The sequence below is a fragment of the Streptomyces sp. NPDC020801 genome (assembly GCF_044334385.1).
Taxonomy (GTDB): domain Bacteria; phylum Actinomycetota; class Actinomycetes; order Streptomycetales; family Streptomycetaceae; genus Streptomyces.
In genome coordinates, this window is sequence record NZ_JBIRST010000012.1 from 130,315 (window position 1) to 145,899 (window position 15,585).

General features: G+C 71.6%; 14 protein-coding genes and 5 tRNA genes. 5 read left to right on the forward strand and 14 right to left on the reverse strand.

Features of this window, described 5'->3' with window-relative positions:
- The first annotated feature begins 66 nt into the window (after positions 1 to 66).
- Positions 67 to 705 (forward strand): 2-phospho-L-lactate guanylyltransferase, encoded by a 639-nt coding sequence (gene cofC, locus ACH4UM_RS24790; protein ID WP_398183226.1) that lies wholly within the window; start codon positions 67 to 69, stop codon positions 703 to 705.
- A gap of 37 nt (positions 706 to 742) precedes the next feature.
- Positions 743 to 976, forward strand: a complete 234-nt coding sequence (locus ACH4UM_RS24795) for a hypothetical protein (protein ID WP_398183228.1) — start codon at positions 743 to 745, stop codon at positions 974 to 976.
- 109 nt (positions 977 to 1,085) lie between these two features.
- Here the strand turns inward: ACH4UM_RS24795 and ACH4UM_RS24800 are convergent, their stop codons facing one another.
- From ACH4UM_RS24800 to leuC, 4 genes are all read right to left on the reverse strand, one after another.
- Entirely contained in the window at positions 1,086 to 1,730 is a 645-nt protein-coding gene (locus tag ACH4UM_RS24800; RefSeq protein WP_398183231.1) for an HU family DNA-binding protein, read from the reverse strand.
- 136 nt (positions 1,731 to 1,866) lie between these two features.
- Entirely contained in the window at positions 1,867 to 2,097 is a 231-nt protein-coding gene (locus ACH4UM_RS24805; RefSeq protein WP_398183234.1) for a hypothetical protein, read from the reverse strand.
- Positions 2,098 to 2,405: 308 nt separating this feature from the next.
- A complete protein-coding gene (gene leuD / locus ACH4UM_RS24810) occupies positions 2,406 to 2,999 on the reverse strand; it encodes a 3-isopropylmalate dehydratase small subunit (RefSeq protein WP_398183237.1) in 594 nt (197 codons plus the stop codon).
- Between the two features lie 6 nt (positions 3,000 to 3,005).
- Positions 3,006 to 4,430, reverse strand: a complete 1,425-nt coding sequence (gene leuC, locus ACH4UM_RS24815; protein WP_398183240.1) for a 3-isopropylmalate dehydratase large subunit — start codon at positions 4,428 to 4,430, stop codon at positions 3,006 to 3,008.
- 185 nt (positions 4,431 to 4,615) lie between these two features.
- Here leuC and ndgR point away from each other — a divergent pair, with 185 nt between their 5' ends.
- Positions 4,616 to 5,332, forward strand: coding sequence for an IclR family transcriptional regulator NdgR (ndgR, locus tag ACH4UM_RS24820; RefSeq protein ID WP_028425251.1), 717 nt, complete (start codon positions 4,616 to 4,618; stop codon positions 5,330 to 5,332).
- Between the two features lie 557 nt (positions 5,333 to 5,889).
- On the opposite strand, the gene ACH4UM_RS24825 is transcribed toward ndgR, so the two are convergent.
- Positions 5,890 to 6,411, reverse strand: a complete 522-nt coding sequence (locus tag ACH4UM_RS24825; protein WP_398183243.1) for a DUF4188 domain-containing protein — start codon at positions 6,409 to 6,411, stop codon at positions 5,890 to 5,892.
- Between the two features lie 81 nt (positions 6,412 to 6,492).
- On the opposite strand from ACH4UM_RS24825, the gene ACH4UM_RS24830 reads away from it, so the two are divergent.
- Positions 6,493 to 7,137: a MerR family transcriptional regulator gene (locus tag ACH4UM_RS24830; protein WP_398183245.1), complete on the forward strand. Its 645-nt coding sequence runs from the start codon at positions 6,493 to 6,495 to the stop codon at positions 7,135 to 7,137.
- A 73-nt stretch (positions 7,138 to 7,210) separates the two neighbouring features.
- On the opposite strand, the gene ACH4UM_RS24835 is transcribed toward ACH4UM_RS24830, so the two are convergent.
- The 9 genes from ACH4UM_RS24835 to ACH4UM_RS24875 form a co-directional block, all read right to left on the reverse strand.
- Positions 7,211 to 7,283 (reverse strand) — tRNA-Glu (locus ACH4UM_RS24835).
- A 28-nt stretch (positions 7,284 to 7,311) separates the two neighbouring features.
- Positions 7,312 to 7,383: transfer RNA gene (locus ACH4UM_RS24840), tRNA-Gln, on the reverse strand.
- A 21-nt stretch (positions 7,384 to 7,404) separates the two neighbouring features.
- Positions 7,405 to 7,477, reverse strand: a tRNA-Glu gene (locus ACH4UM_RS24845).
- Between the two features lie 29 nt (positions 7,478 to 7,506).
- Positions 7,507 to 7,579: transfer RNA gene (locus ACH4UM_RS24850), tRNA-Glu, on the reverse strand.
- A gap of 38 nt (positions 7,580 to 7,617) precedes the next feature.
- Positions 7,618 to 7,689: transfer RNA gene (locus tag ACH4UM_RS24855), tRNA-Gln, on the reverse strand.
- A gap of 93 nt (positions 7,690 to 7,782) precedes the next feature.
- Positions 7,783 to 8,517 carry an HAD family hydrolase gene (locus ACH4UM_RS24860; RefSeq protein WP_398183248.1) on the reverse strand — a complete coding sequence of 245 codons (735 nt, stop codon included), beginning with the start codon at positions 8,515 to 8,517 and terminating at the stop codon, positions 7,783 to 7,785.
- Positions 8,518 to 8,630: 113 nt separating this feature from the next.
- Positions 8,631 to 10,115, reverse strand: a complete 1,485-nt coding sequence (gltX, locus tag ACH4UM_RS24865) for a glutamate--tRNA ligase (RefSeq protein WP_398183251.1) — start codon at positions 10,113 to 10,115, stop codon at positions 8,631 to 8,633.
- Entirely contained in the window at positions 10,108 to 10,893 is a 786-nt protein-coding gene (locus ACH4UM_RS24870; RefSeq protein ID WP_398183254.1) for a fumarylacetoacetate hydrolase family protein, read from the reverse strand. The genes gltX and ACH4UM_RS24870 overlap by 8 nt, the downstream gene beginning before the upstream one ends.
- 185 nt (positions 10,894 to 11,078) lie before the next feature.
- A complete protein-coding gene (locus ACH4UM_RS24875) occupies positions 11,079 to 11,267 on the reverse strand; it encodes a hypothetical protein (protein ID WP_398183257.1) in 189 nt (62 codons plus the stop codon).
- Between the two features lie 602 nt (positions 11,268 to 11,869).
- Here ACH4UM_RS24875 and ACH4UM_RS24880 point away from each other — a divergent pair.
- Positions 11,870 to 15,577, forward strand: a complete 3,708-nt coding sequence (locus ACH4UM_RS24880; protein ID WP_398183260.1) for a nitrate- and nitrite sensing domain-containing protein — start codon at positions 11,870 to 11,872, stop codon at positions 15,575 to 15,577.
- Positions 15,578 to 15,585 lie beyond the last annotated feature (8 nt).

Sequence of the window (15,585 nt, forward strand, 5' to 3'; positions counted from 1 at the left end):
CGGCTCGGCGACCGCCAGATGCCCCGGGGAGAATGCCCAGGACGACAGAGGGAGGGACGAACGCGCGTGCAGTGGACCTTGGTCATCCCCCTGAAGCCCCTGACCCGGGCCAAGAGCAGGCTCGCGGACACCGCGGGGGACGGGGTGCGGCCGGGCCTCGCCCTGGCCTTCGCCCAGGACACCGTGGCGGCAGCGCTGGCCTGCCCGGTGGTCGCGGATGTGGCGGTCGTCACGGACGACGTGCTGGCCGGGCGGGAGCTGACGGCCCTGGGTGCCCGGATCGTCCCCGACGAGCCGCGCGCGGGGCTGAACGCCGCGCTGGCGCACGGAGCGGCCCTCGTCGGGGCGTCGCGCCCCGAAAGTCCCGTGGCGGCCCTGAACGCCGATCTCCCGGCCCTCCGGCCCACGGAATTGTCCCGGGTTCTGCGGGCGGCGGCGGAATTCCCGCGCGCTTTTCTCGCGGATGCGGCAGCCGTCGGCACGACCCTGCTGGCGGCGGCTCCGGGTCATGAATTGCTCCCGGCTTTCGGTATCGATTCCCGGGCCCGCCACCGGGTCTCGGGCGCGGTGGAACTGCGGCTCGACGCGGTGGATTCGGTACGCCAGGACGTGGACACCGGCGACGACCTGCGGGCCGCGCTGGCACTGGGCGTGGGGCCCCGGACGGCCGCCGCGGCCGCGCGGCTGCTGATCCCGGGGCAGTGACGCGCGGCCGTCGCCGCGCGGGCAGTAGGCTGCCGTCATGCAGGCGACCGCATACACGTACGACCCCGAAAGCCGCAGCGGGCAGGTGCTCCTGGACGACGGCACCCCGTTGCCCTTCGACGCGCCGGCGTTCGACGCGGGCGGTCTGCGGCTGCTGCGTCCCGGACAGCGGGTACGGATCGAGACCGAGCGCGAGAGCGGGGGCGGGACCGGCGGCGGGGGCGAAGGGGGCGGCCTGCGGATCACGCTGGTGACGCTGCAGACCTTCTGAACAGGCCGCACGGTCCTCTGAACAGGCCGAACAGCCGCTGAACACGCCGCGGGCCGGGCTCCCTGGGGAGTCCGGCCCGGCGCGTGAGTACCCTGTGCGGCCGCGTGGGCTACTTGCCGCGGGCGGTGGTCTTCTTGGCGGTGGTCTTGCGGGCGGTCGACTTCTTGGCGGGGGCCTTCTTGGCCGTCGCCTTCTTCGCCGGGGCCTTCTTGGCCGTGGTCTTCTTGGCGGCGGCCTTGGTGGCCGTCGTCTTCTTGGCTGCCGCCGTGGTCTTCTTCGCGGCCGCGGTGGTCTTCTTGGCGGTGGTCTTCTTCGCCGCGGCGGTGGTCTTCTTCGCCGCGGCCTTCTTGGCGGCCGCGGTGATCTTCTTCGCCGCGGCCTTCTTGCCGGCGGCCTTCTTGACCGTGGCCGCGGCGCCGCCGGTCAGACTGCCCTTGGGCGCCTTCTTGACGGCGACCTCACCGCCGCGCGGGAGCTTCTTCGAGCCGCTCACCAGGTCCTTGAAGCCCTGACCGGCACGGAAGCGGGGAACGGAGGTCTTCTTGACCCGCACCCGCTCACCCGTCTGCGGGTTGCGGGCGTAGCGGGCGGGACGGTCCACCTTCTCGAAGGACCCGAAGCCGGTGACCGAGACCCGGTCTCCCCCGACGACCGCGCGGACGATGGCGTCCAGTACCGCGTCGACGGCATCGGCGGCCTGCTGGCGGCCGCCCATCTTGTCGGCAATCGCTTCTACGAGCTGCGCCTTGTTCACGTCTTCCCCTTCGGAGACCTTGCCAGAACGAAAGTGTTCAAGCTTTTTCGCACGTTAGGCAGATATATACCGCAAATCAAACACGAAACGGGCTAATCACCCTTGTGCCGCAACCGACTCGGCGGTCTCGGGCTGTTCAGCCTTCCTCGCCGGGGATTCGGCCCTCGTCGAGATCGGCCATGAACCGCTCCAGACGCCTTGTCGCACCGGCGAGATCGTGTTTGGCCGCGGCCGTAATGACCAGCAGCTTCCGGGTCAGCGCCATCCGTACGCCCTCCGGGACTTGCAGTGCGCGCACTCGTGTGTGCGCTTCCTTGAGTTGGGCCGCGACCGCCGTATAGAGCTCGAGTTGGCCGTCGTTGTCCATGCACAGATTGTGCCATCTGGGGCGAGTTGTCGCCTGCTCAGGGGGCAACTGCCGCCTCGGACAGCCTTCCGGGCACACCCGCCGGCCGGGGCCTCACACCTCGCGTACCCCGGCAACAACCGGTTTAACGTGGGAAGTTGTGTGCGGGCTCGGCGGCGCGCCGGAGGGCTCGGGCCCGAAAACGGCTGTACCCCCGATCGGGGCGATCGGGGGTACAGCGTGTTTGCACGGTGGCCGAAACTCGACTTGTCACAGGGACGGACCGGCGACCCGCCCGCTCAGCCGGCGGTCATCGGCCGGGCGCCGGATCAGACCGGGAGGGTGCGCGGCTTGAACGAGGGGCGTCCCGCCTCGTAGGCGGCGATGTCGTCCTCGTTCTGCAGGGTGATGGAGATGTCGTCGAGGCCGTTGAGCAGCCGCCAGCGGGCGTTCTCGTCCAGCTCGAAGGGGGCGGTGATCCCCTCGGCGCGCACCTGACGGGCCTGGAGGTCGACCGTCACCTCGGCCTGCGGGTCCCTTTCGGTGAGCTCCCACAGCGAGTCCACGATCTTCTGGTCCAGGACCACGGTGAGCAGGCCGTTCTTGAGCGAGTTGCCCCGGAAGATGTCCGCGAAGCGGGAGGAGATCACGGTCTTGAAGCCGTAGTTCTGCAGTGCCCAGACGGCGTGCTCGCGGGAGGAGCCGGTGCCGAAGTCGGGGCCGGCCACCAGGACCGTGGCGCCCCGCCGCTCCGGACGGTTGAGCACGAACTCGGGGTCCTTGCGCCAGGCCTCGAACAGCCCGTCCTCGAACCCGTCGCGCGTGACCTTCTTGAGCCAGTGGGCGGGGATGATCTGGTCGGTGTCGACGTTGCCGCGGCGCAGCGGGACGGCCCGGCCGGTGTGGGTGGTGAAGGCTTCCATGATCTCTCAGACTCCAGCGGGCGTGGGGGCGTCGGACAGGTCGGCCGGGGAGGCCAGGTGGCCGGTCACGGCGGTGGCGGCGGCGACCTGCGGCGACACCAGATGGGTGCGGCCGCCCTTGCCCTGCCTGCCCTCGAAGTTGCGGTTGGAGGTGGAGGCGGAGCGCTCGCCGGGGGCCAGCTGGTCGGGGTTCATGCCCAGGCACATCGAGCAGCCCGCGTGCCGCCATTCGGCGCCGGCCTCCTTGAAGACCACGTCCAGGCCCTCGGAGACGGCCTGCAGGCCCACCCGCGCGGAGCCCGGGACGACCAGCATCCGTACGCCGTCGGCGACTTTGCGGCCCCGCACGATGTCCGCGGCGGCGCGCAGGTCCTCGATGCGGCCGTTGGTGCAGGAGCCTACGAAGACGGTGTCCACCTTGATGGAGCGCAGCGGCTGTCCGGCCTCCAACCCCATGTACTCCAGGGCCTTTTCGGCAGCCAGGCGCTCCGAGGCGTCTTCGTACGAAGCCGGGTCGGGGACGGCGGACGAAAGCGGTGCGCCCTGGCCGGGGTTGGTGCCCCAGGTGACGAACGGGGACAGCTCGGCGGCGTCGATGACGACCTCGGCGTCGAACTCGGCGTCGTCGTCCGTCCTGAGGGTCTTCCAGTACTCCACCGCGGCGTCCCAGTCGGCACCCCCGGGGGCGTGCGGGCGGCCCTCGAGGTAGGCGAAGGTGGTCTCGTCGGGGGCGATCATGCCCGCGCGGGCGCCGGCCTCGATCGACATGTTGCAGATGGTCATGCGGGCCTCCATCGAGAGCTTCTCGATGGCCGGGCCGCGGTATTCCAGGACGTAGCCCTGGCCGCCGCCGGTGCCGATCCTCGCGATGATCGCCAGGATCAGGTCCTTGGCGGTGACGCCCTCGGGCAGCTCACCGTCGACGGTGATCGCCATGGTCTTCGGGCGGGCCATCGGCAGGGTCTGGGTGGCCAGCACGTGCTCGACCTGGGAGGTGCCGATGCCGAACGCCAGCGCGCCGAAGGCGCCGTGCGTGGAGGTGTGCGAGTCACCGCAGACCACCGTCGTGCCCGGCTGGGTCAGGCCCAGCTGCGGTCCCACCACGTGCACGACGCCCTGCTCGACGTCGCCCAGCGGGTGAAGCCGGACACCGAAGTCCGCGCAGTTCTTGCGCAGCGTCTCCAGCTGCGCGCGGGAGACCGGGTCCGCGATGGGCTTGTCGATGTCGAGGGTCGGGGTGTTGTGATCCTCGGTGGCGATGGTCAGGTCGAGCCGGCGCACACCGCGCCCGCTCTTGCGCAGGCCGTCGAAGGCCTGGGGGCTGGTCACCTCGTGCAGCAGGTGCAGATCGATGAAGAGGAGGTCGGGCTCGCCCTCGGCGCGCCGGACGACGTGGTCGTCCCAGACCTTCTCCGCGAGTGTCCTACCCATCGCTTTCCCTCCGGCCGGCGCCGAAGCGCCGACCCAACTAGAGATCTTGAGGAGGCGGCACCCGTGCCCCCCGCAGGGCAGCCACCCCGGGCCCGCCGGTCCACGGGCCGCTGTGACTTCCAGGGTGGCGTGTTCCACGGAAAATTGAACTTGCGTTTCACAGAGTGAGACGCGAGTATCGTTTCATGGACAACAGTAGCGGCGTCGGCGTTCTGGACAAGGCAGCCCTTGTCCTGAGCGCCCTGGAGTCCGGTCCGGCCACCCTCGCGGGTCTGGTCGCAGCGACCGGACTGGCACGGCCCACGGCCCACCGACTGGCCGTGGCCCTTGAACACCACCGCATGGTGGCGCGCGACATGCAGGGCCGTTTCATTCTCGGCCCCCGCCTCGCGGAACTGGCCGCGGCCGCGGGCGAGGACCGGCTCCTCGCCACCGCCGGCCCGGTGCTCACACACCTCCGTGACGTCACGGGCGAGAGCGCGCAGCTCTACCGCCGACAGGGCGACATGCGCATCTGCGTCGCCGCGGCGGAGCGCCTGTCCGGCCTGCGGGACACGGTCCCGGTCGGCTCGACGCTCACGATGAAGGCGGGCTCCTCGGCACAGGTCCTGATGGCCTGGGAGGAGCCGGAGCGCCTGCACCGCGGCCTCCAGGGCGCCCGCTTCACGGCGACGGCCCTGTCGGGCGTACGGCGGCGCGGCTGGGCCCAGTCGATCGGCGAGCGCGAGCCGGGCGTCGCGTCCGTCTCCGCGCCCGTGCGCGGCCCCTCCAACCGCGTGGTGGCCGCCGTCTCCGTCTCCGGCCCCATCGAGCGCCTCACGCGTCACCCCGGCCGGATGCACGCCCAGGCCGTCATCGACGCCGCCGCCCGCCTCTCCGAGGCCCTGCGCCGCTCCGGCTGAACCCGCCCCGCACCGGTACGTCATCCGGGGAGGGCCGCCTCAACGCCGCGGCGCGCCCTCCCCGCTCCCCGTCCCCGTGCCGGGCCCCCGCTCACCTCGCGTCGGGGGCGCGCGTCATGCCCGGCATCCCCCGTCCCGCGCCCGGCCCCTCGCCCCGTGTCGGGGCCCCGCGTCATGCCTCCCTTCCCCCCTCCCGCCCCGGGCCCTCTCGCCGTGCCCCGCTTCCCTCGCCCCGCGCCCGCGCCGCCCCGCCGAGTGCGCTTGCCCTGGCTCCCCGCGTCCGGGTGCCTCCGCCGCCCCTGCCCCGGGTCCCCTTGCCCGACGCCCGGGCCACCGGCCCCCTCCCGGGCCACCGGCCCCCTCCCGGACCACCGGCCCCCTCCCGGGCCGCCTCGCCCCGGTGCCCCTCGCGCCGCGTCCGGCGCCTCACCCGCACCCCTCCGCCGCGCGGGCCGACCTCGCCCGCGCATCCGGGCACCTCCACCGGCCGTGCCGGGGTTCCCCCTCGCCACACCCCGCCCCGCCCCCGTGCCACCGTCCCCGTCCCCCGGCCCCGGTCACCCGGCCCCTCCGGTCGCCTTCCGGGATCGGTACGCGAAGCGGTCCCTCGCCGATCTCCCCCGCTGCCCGATCGGTACCTGACCGTGGGCGGCCGCGAGTCCGAAGGCGGGCATGTCGCCGTAGACGGACTCGTACGACCCCTCCGGGACCACGTACGCCTCGTGCCAGATCCCCACGTGGCCGCGCACCTTCCCGTCCCGCTCCTTGCGGTTGACCAGGGCCCAGACCCGGTGGTGGAAGGCGTCGGGGGCGCCCGCGTAGGCGTAGAGCTTCTCCTTGGACTCCCAGTACTGCACGACGTAGTAGGTCCGCGGCGACGCCGCCAGCAGGACACGGCCGAGCAGCCCGCGCTCCGGGGCCTTCCTCAGCTCGGCGAGCATGCGGAACATCGCGAGCATCACCGGCAGCCACTGGTGCACCGCCCAGAAGCGGTTGACGCGCATGCCGATCAGCAGGACCACGACCTCGCCCTCGGCGTCCGCGGTGGTGCGACCGGCGGTGATCCGGTTCCCGGGCATGACGTCCCCCTCCTGGGCGAGCGGCACTATCCAAGTGCCGCATGCTTGGATAGTGCCGGTATCCGAGAAGGGGCGCAAGAGATGCGGCTGGCGGAGTTGAGCGAGCGCAGCGGTGTGTCCACCGCGACGATCAAGTACTACCTGCGGGAAGGGCTGTTGGCGCCCGGCAGGCAGATCAACGCGACGACCGCCGAGTACGACGAGGAGCATCTGCGCCGGCTGCGCCTGGTGCGCGCGCTGATCCAGGTGGGACGGCTGCCGGTGGCCACGGTCCGGGAGGTGCTCGGGCACGTCGACGACGACTCCCTGGGCCGCACGGTCCGGATGGGCGCGGCCCTGTGGGCGCTGCCGCAGGTGCCGGAGCCGGACGCGGAGGACGCGCATGTGCAGGCCGCCCGCCACGAGGTGGATCAACTCCTGGACACCCTGGGCTGGTCGAACGCGCGGGCACTGGTGACCATCTCCCCCGCCTGCCGCTCGCTGGTGGTGGCGGTCGCGGCGTTCCGCCGGCTCGGGTACGGCTGGGGCGCCGAACGGATGGCGCCGTACGCGCGGTTGATGCACGAGGCCGCCGTGCTGGACCTGGACTTCGTGGAGACGCACCCCACGGAGGCGGAGAGGGTGGAGATCGCCGTGCTGGGAACGGTCCTCGCCGAGCCGATGCTGCTGGCCCTGCGGCGGCTGGCCCAGGAGGAGGAGTCGGCCCGGCGGTACGGCTTCGAGTGAGCCGGGCCGGGCGCCGGTGGACCCGGCCCGGTACACCGAAGAGCCCTCCCGGGGGAGGGCTCTTCCGACTGCGTACCCCCGACCGGATTCGAACCGGCGCTACCGCCTTGAGAGGGCGGCGTGCTAGGCCGCTACACAACGGGGGCGTGGACACTGCGTTGCCGCAGGTCCGAGCTGGTCTACCTGGACTCGAACCAAGACTAACTGAACCAGAATCAGTCGTGCTGCCAATTACACCATAGACCAATGATGGTTTAGACCAGTCAGTACCCCCGACCGGATTCGAACCGGCGCTACCGCCTTGAGAGGGCGGCGTGCTAGGCCGCTACACAACGGGGGCCTTGATCCCTGGATCGCTCCTGAGATCCGTACCCCCGACCGGATTCGAACCGGCGCTACTGCCTTGAGAGGGCAGCGTGCTAGGCCGCTACACAACGGGGGCTTGCGGATGTGATCCGCGGTGCAGATGAGCTCTGCGAGCTGGCCTACCTGGACTCGAACCAAGACTAACTGAACCAGAATCAGTCGTGCTGCCAATTACACCATAGGCCACTGGAACGCAAGCCCCTGGGGGGTTCTTGTTCTAGTACTGCGCCTGTCGGGTTTCCGGCCTTCCGGCCCGCTCCCCGCGGCGCAGGAAGAACATTACCCGAAGGTGGACGGGGCTCCAAAACGACTATCCGCGCCGAGGATCGCGGGCAGTTCGGCCAGGGAGGCGATCCGGTGCGGGCCGGCGCCCGTGGGGCCACCGGTGTGCACGCCCTCGCGGTCGATCCACACCGACAGCAGCCCGGCCTCGGCGGCGCCCCGCCCGTCGATCTCCGGATGGTCGCCGACGTACGCCACCTGATGCGGGGCGAGTTCCAGGGCGTCGCAGGCGGCGTGGAACGCCCGTGCCTCCGGCTTGGACACCCCCAGCTCGGCGGCGCACAGCACCGCCTCGAAGCGGTGCCGCACCCCGAGGGCGCACAGCTTGCGCTCCTGGACGTGGATGCTGGAGTTGGACAGCACCGCGTGCCGGTGGCTGGCCGCCAGGGCGTCCAGGACGGGCAGCACGTCCGGGAAGAGCGCCCAGGCGGCCTCGTAGTGCCCCAGGTAGCGCTCGAACCAGTCGTCGGCCTCGCCGTCGGTCAGCTCCGGCCGGCTCAGGAAGACCCGCACCCGGTCCCGCCGCTGCCCCTCGAAGGACGCCTCCCCGGCCGAGAACCGCGCCCACTGCTCGTCGGTGATCCGCCGCCAGTGCGCGAGGGCCTCCTCCACACTGCCGTACCCGTCGAGCAGCCCCTCGGCCACCAGGTGCGCGCGCATGCCGGCGCGGTCGGCGGTGGTGTAGTCGAAGAGGGTGTCGTCGACGTCCCACAGGACAGCTCTGATCGCCATGCCACCGACGGTACCGCCGGACGGCCGGGAGCATCCGTGGTTCCCCTGAGCAGCGCGAAGGGGCGGCCCCGGAACCCGGGTGCCGCCCCTGCCGCAGGGGTGCGCCACGCCGCCTACGGCGCCGGCTTCGCCAGCGCCGCGTCGATACGGGCCAGCGTCCTGTCCTTGCCCAGGATCTCCAGGGACTCGAAGAGGGGCAGGCCGACCGTACGGCCGGTGACGGCGACGCGGACCGGGGCCTGGGCCTTGCCCAGCTTGAGGCCGTGGGCCTCGCCGGCGGCCAGGACGGCCTCCTTCAGGGACTCGGCGGAGGTCCAGTCCGCCGACTCCAGCTTCTCCCTCGCCGTGCGGAGCAGGGCACCGGAGCCCTCCTTCATCGCCTTCGCCCAGCTGGCCTCGTCGAAGACCGGCTCCGCGAGGAACAGGAAGTCGACGTTGTCGGTGATCTCGGAGAGGACCTTCAGCCGGGTCTGGGCGTGCGGGGCGATCGCCTGCCACTTGCTCTCGTCGAAGTCCTCCGGGGCCCAGGGGGCGAACGGGGGCTGGAGCCAGGGGCGGCAGCGCTCCGTGAAGTCCTTCACATCGAGCAGCCGGATGTGGTCGGCGTTGATCGCCTCGCACTTCTTCAGGTCGAAGCGGGCCGGGTTGGGGTTGACGCCGGTGATGTCGAAGGCCGCCACCATCTCCTCGACGGAGAAGATGTCCTGGTCGGCGGAGAGCGACCAGCCGAGCAGGGAGAGGTAGTTGAGCAGGCCCTCGGGCAGGAAGCCGCGCTCCCGGTAGAGGTTCAGCGACGACTGCGGGTCGCGCTTGGAGAGCTTCTTGTTGCCCTCGCCCATCACGTACGGCAGGTGACCGAACTCGGGGATCCGCTTCGCGATGCCCAGTTCGATCAGCGCCTTGTACAGGGCGATCTGGCGCGGGGTGGAGGAGAGCAGGTCCTCGCCGCGCAGTACGTGGGTGATCTCCATCAGGGCGTCGTCGACCGGGTTCACCAGCGTGTACAGCGGAGCGCCGTTGGCGCGGACGATGCCGTAGTCCGGCACGTTCTCCGGGGTGAAGGTCAGCTCGCCGCGTACCAGGTCGACGAAGGTGATCGTCTCGTCCGGCATGCGGAAGCGGACGATCGGGGTGCGGCCCTGGGCCTTGTACTCCTCGACCTGCCCGGCGCTCAGGTCGCGGCAGTGGCCGTCGTAACCGGACGGACGGCCGGCGGCGCGGGCGGCCTCGCGGCGGCTGTCCAGCTCCTCCTGGGAGCAGTAGCAGTGGTAGGCGTGGCCGGCGTCCAGCAGCTTGCGTGCGACATCGGCGTAGACGTCCATGCGCTGCGACTGCCGGTACGGCGCGTGCGGGCCGCCGACCTCGGGGCCCTCGTCCCAGTCGAAGCCCAGCCAGCGCATCGCGTCGAGCAGCTGGTTGTAGGACTCCTCGGAGTCGCGGGCCGCGTCGGTGTCCTCGATGCGGAAGACGAGAGTGCCCTGGTGGTGCCGGGCGAACGCCCAGTTGAACAGGGCGGTGCGGACCAGGCCCACGTGGGGGTTACCGGTGGGCGACGGGCAGAAACGGACGCGTACTGGAGAGCCGGGTGCGCTAGCCACGCTTGACAACCTTGTTGGTGAGAGTGCCGATGCCTTCGATGGTGACGGCGACCTCGTCGCCGACGTTGAGGGGGCCGACCCCAGCCGGGGTGCCCGTGAGGATCACGTCGCCGGGGAGCAGCGTCATGGCCTCGGAGATGTTGACGATCAGGTCCTCGATGGGGTGGATCATCTCGCTGGTGCGGCCCAGCTGGCGCTGCTCGCCGTTGACGGTGAGCTGAAGGGTCAGATCGGCCGCCGCGGTGAGGTCGATGTCCGTCTCCACCCAGGGGCCGAGCGGACAGGCGGTGTCGAAGCCCTTGGCCCTGGCCCACTGCTTCTCCCGCCGCTGGACGTCGCGGGCGGTGACGTCGTTGGCGCAGGTGTAGCCGAAGATCACGTCCTTGACGCGGTCGCGCGGGACCTCGCGGCACATCCGGCCGATCACCACGGCCAGTTCGGCCTCGTGGTGCAGCTCCTGGGAGAAGGAGGGGTAGGCGATCTCGTCGCCGGGGCCGATCACCGAGGTGGACGGCTTGAAGAAGGCGAAGGGGGCGTCCGGCACCTCGTTGCCCAGTTCGCGCGAGTGCTCGGCGTAGTTGCGGCCGAAGGCCACGACCTTGTTGGGGAGCACCGGCGGCAGCAGCCGTACCTTGCTCAGCGGCACCCTGGTGCCGGAGAGCTCGAAGTCCGCGAACGGAATGCCCTTGATGATGTTCAGGACGAGCTCGTCCGGCTTGTCGCCCTCGACCGCGCCGAAGGCGACGTTCCCGTCGATGGAGAACCTGGCGATGCGCACGGGATGCTTGGCCCCTTGACTGAACTGGCTGGAGTCTGACGCTCCAGGCTAACGCGGCAGGGGGCCCGCACCTCGCGCATTACGGCCCGGGGCAGCAAGAAGGGGCGCCCCGGCTCACGGGGCGCCCCTGATCTTCGCGGGTCCGCGCGGCGGGCGCCGTGAGCGTCCGGCGGCCGGTCTGCGTACTACTCCGCGACGGAGGCCGCGACCGGCGCCTCCATGAGGACGGTGCGCCTGGGGTTGGCGGTCTGGGCGGGGAGGGAGACGGACTGCTCCGGCTGCTCCGGCATCTGCAGTGCGTCGGCGTCCTCGAGGTGAGCGAGCGTCGTGCGCCGGGGGTTGGCTATGTTGCGGAACATCATCGTCGTCTTCACGGTTGCACGAGACCTTGTCGTGTACGGGCGCCGGGAGGGCCGCGGAAGCCCCTGGCGGGCGCGGGTTGTCGGAATTGCCATCGCTGTAAAGCGTCAGGCTAAACATGCAATTCCCGGCCGAAGCCGTGAAGAGCCCGTGATCCACATGTGAGTTTGCTCACGGCCTCAATAACAAACCGGACAATTTCCGGGCGCGACTCACCTCGACGAAACGGACATTGGCCCTCTGAAGCCATCATTCCGCTCCTGATCATGGCGACTGGGACACCTCCCATGACTCGCCGGATCGCAGCGATATGCCCGCTATGGGCGAGATCGCTTTGCACAACTCGTAACCCCGTACTCACAGGCTGTCACAGAGGTCACAGCCTGGTCCACATGCCTTGTTGGAGATCCGGCACTGTGCTGGAATGCCACGGACCGCCGCAGGATCGAGCCGGCGCGCAAGGGGCGCAACGCAGCGCCGGGTGGCGGCGAGAAGGGGGAACCTGCGCCGGTCACTCACGACCACCACGGGAAGCGTGTTCAGGGCGCTTCCCACGACGCCGACACCGTCCTTCCGCTCGCGCGGGAGGGCGCCTGGTCCAGAGGTTGCGACGCTAGTGCAGGGACGTTTCAAGAGGGATGGCAGCGCTTCGGCGGAGCCGGAGGCGCACGGCGGAACCGACCGCGGTTCCTCGCCCCAGCACGCCCAGAGCCCGGGCCCGGCCCCGTCCGGCGACAGCGGCGAGCGCTCCGGCGCGGCCGGGACGTCGGCGTCGGCGAGCCCCGCTCCGGCGGTGAAGCCGGCCAAGGCCACGGGCCCGGTCGGCCCCGGCTCGCGCGTGTCGATGCGCAACTGGCGCATCTCCACGCGTCTGGTCTCGCTGCTCGCGCTCCCCGTGGTCGCCGCGACCTCGCTGGGTGCGCTGCGCATCAGCCAGAACATGGACGACATCCAGCAGCTCGACAACATGAAGCTGCTGACGGACATGACCAAGCAGGCCACCGAGCTGGCGGCGGCGCTCCAGGAGGAGCGCGACCAGTCGGCCGGCCCGCTGGCGCACCCCTCCAGCGCGAGCGCCATCACCGTCAAGGGCTTCCGGGACAAGACCGACCGGGCCAAGGAGAACTTCCTCAGCGCGTCCGAGGAGATCGACGGCGCCAGCAAGGACGGCCAGCTCCAGGGTGTCCGCGACACCCTCGTCGGCCTCGCCAGCGAGCTCAACGGCCTGGGCAAGATCCGCAAGAACGCGTACCAGTCCCAGGACAACTCGACCCAGACGGTCGAGGCCTATCACCACCTCATCACCGAGTTGCTCGCCCTCTCCCAGGACATGGCCGAGGCGACCAGCAACCCGCAGATGATCCAGCGCACCCGCGCGCTGTCGGCCTTCTCCTCCGCCAAGGAGTACGCGTCCGTGCAGCGTGCCGTGATCGCGGCCGCGCTGCCCGCCAACAACACCTCCACGGGCAACCTCGCCGAGAACGACCGCCTGTACGCCGAGTCGGCGCTGGAGAGCCAGACCTCCGAGCTCAGCGGCTTCCGCAACATCTACGGCGACGGCGCCGAGGAGCTCATCAAGCCCATCGAAGAGGGCAACCCGACCATCCTGTCCGCGGACACCTACGCCAAGCGCGTCCTGGACAGCCCGGACGGCCTGAAGCAGACGAACAAGCGCTCCTACCGCGACTGGGTGGACGACAGCTCGACCAAGATCGAGCAGATGAAGAAGATCGAGCACACGCTGCTCGAGGAGATGGAACAGAAGGCCCGTGAGCTGCGCAGCGCCACCGAGCGCGACGCCATCATCTCCGGTGCGCTGATCCTCCTCGTCCTCGGTGTGTCGCTGGTCGGCGCCTTCGTCGTGGCCCGCTCCATGATCCGCTCGCTGCGCCGGCTGCAGGAGACCGCCACCAAGGTCGCCCAGGACCGCCTGCCCGAGCTGGTCAAGCAGCTCTCGGAGTCCGACCCGCAGGACGTCGACACGTCCGTGGAGTCGGTCGGTGTGCACTCCCGGGACGAGATCGGCCAGGTGGCCGCGGCCTTCGACGACGTGCACCGCGAGGCGGTCCGCCTCGCCGCCGAGCAGGCCCTGCTGCGGGGCAACGTCAACGCGATGTTCACCAACCTCTCGCGCCGCTCCCAGGGCCTGATCCAGCGCCAGCTGTCGCTGATCTCCGAACTGGAGTCCCGCGAGGCCGACCCGGACCAGCTGTCCTCACTGTTCAAGCTCGACCACCTGGCGACGCGTATGCGCCGTAACGGTGAGAACCTCCTCGTCCTCGCGGGTGAGGAGCCCGGCCGCCGCTGGACCCGTCCGGTCCCGCTGGTCGACGTGCTCCGCGCCGCCGCGTCCGAGGTGGAGCAGTACGAGCGCATCGAGCTCGCCGCCGTGCCGACCACCGAGGTCGCCGGCCGCGTCGTCAACGACCTCGTGCACCTGCTCGCCGAGCTGCTGGAGAACGCCACCTCGTTCTCCTCGCCGCAGACCAAGGTCAAGGTCACCGGTCACGCGCTGCCGGACGGCCGGGTACTGATCGAGATCCACGACACCGGCATCGGCCTCTCCCCCGAGGACCTCGCCGCGATCAACGAGCGGCTCGCCTCGCCGCCCACCGTGGACGTCTCCGTCTCCCGCCGCATGGGTCTGTTCGTGGTCGGCCGGCTGTCCCAGCGGCACGGCATCCGCATCCAGCTGCGTCCGTCCGACTCCGGCGGTACGACGGCCCTCGTCATGCTGCCCGTCGACGTGGCCCAGGGCGGCAGGAAGCCGGCGGCCGGCAAGCCCGGCGCGCCCTCCGCGGGCGGTCCGGCGGCCGCCGCTGCCGCCGCCGGTGTGGCCGCGGCGCGACGCCAGGGCGGCCAGCCTGGCGGCGGTGCCCTCGGCGCGCCGCAGGGCGGTGCCGGCCGGCTCGGCCCCGGAGCCGCCCCGCGCGGCCAGGTGGGCGCCGGCCAGGCTCCCCGGGCCGCGCTGCCCGGCAACGGCGGCCGTCCGGGCGGAGCGCGCGGACCCCAGGGTCCGGCGCAGCCGCAGCAGAACCGTCAGGCCCCCACGGGCCCCGGTGCCGGCTTCGGCGGCCTGGCGCCGGGTTCGCCGCAGGGCTTCGGTGACGGTCAGCGCACCGGCGGCGGCCAGAACTTCGATGACGGCCCGCGTCAGGACGCCTTCGGCGGCGGCACTCGCGGCCCCGTACCCCCGCAGCGGGCGAACGGCACCGAGCAGGGACGGCAGCTGTCGCCGCGCGGCGGTGCGCGCGCGGAGCTCCCGGGCGGCAACGCCCGCACCCCGGGTTGGGGCGACGAGAACGCCGCGGGCCGGTCCGCACCGGACGTCCCGCGCGGCCACGACGAGCGGGACGCGGCGCAGACCTCCGGGCTGCCGCGGATCGACGACCGCCAGGGCCCCGGCGCCACGGCGGAGATGCCGGCGATCCCGAGCTCCGACTTCGACGCACCGCGTGGAGGCGCGAACGGCGGCCAGAACACCGGCCGGTTCCCGGCGCCCTCCGCGGGTGCCGGACAGAACCCGGGCTCGTTCGTCCGCCCGGACGTCTTCGGCCCGGGCTCGCAGAACCCGGCCGACACGGGCCAGTTCGCCGCCCCGCAGGCGTACGACAACGGCTCCACCGGCCAGTTCGCGGCCCCGCAGGCGCCGCAGGCCTACGACAACGGCTCCACGGGCCAGTTCGCCCAGCCGGGCTACGACGGCAGCACCACCGGACGGCACGCCCTGCCGGCCCGTCAGGACCCGTCGTCCACCGGACAGTTCGAGCGGCCCCAGCCCGGCGGCCCGGCCGACTTCGGCGCTCGGCGCCCGGCGGCCCCGCAGCGCCCGCAGCGCCCGGTCCGTCAGGAGCCCGAGGCGCTTCCGCCGGCCACGGGTCCGGGCGACGGACGCACGCCGCTGTACGACACCCTGGAGACCAACTGGTTCCGCGGTGACCGCCACCAGGCGGCCGCCCCGGCTCCGGCCCCGCAGCAGCAGGCTCCTGCTGCCCCACAGTCCCCCACCGGTCCCCAGCGGACCACCGCCTCCACCTGGCGCACCTCGCCGAACGACGACCTCGTCCGGCAGGCGGAGCGCGTACGGCAGCCGGCCGCGGGCGGCGTCACCACCTCCGGCCTGCCGCGCCGGGTGCCCCGGGCGAACCTCGTCCCGGGCACGGCTCAGCAGCAACAGCACCAGAACGGTCCTCAGGTCTCGCGTGCGCCCGACGAGGTACGCGGCCGGCTGACCAATCTCCGTCGGGGCATCGCACAGGGTCGTCAGGCCGGTACCGGTCAGACGGGCAGTTTCCCGAGCCCCACTCACCAGCAGGAGCGTTAGTTGAGCCC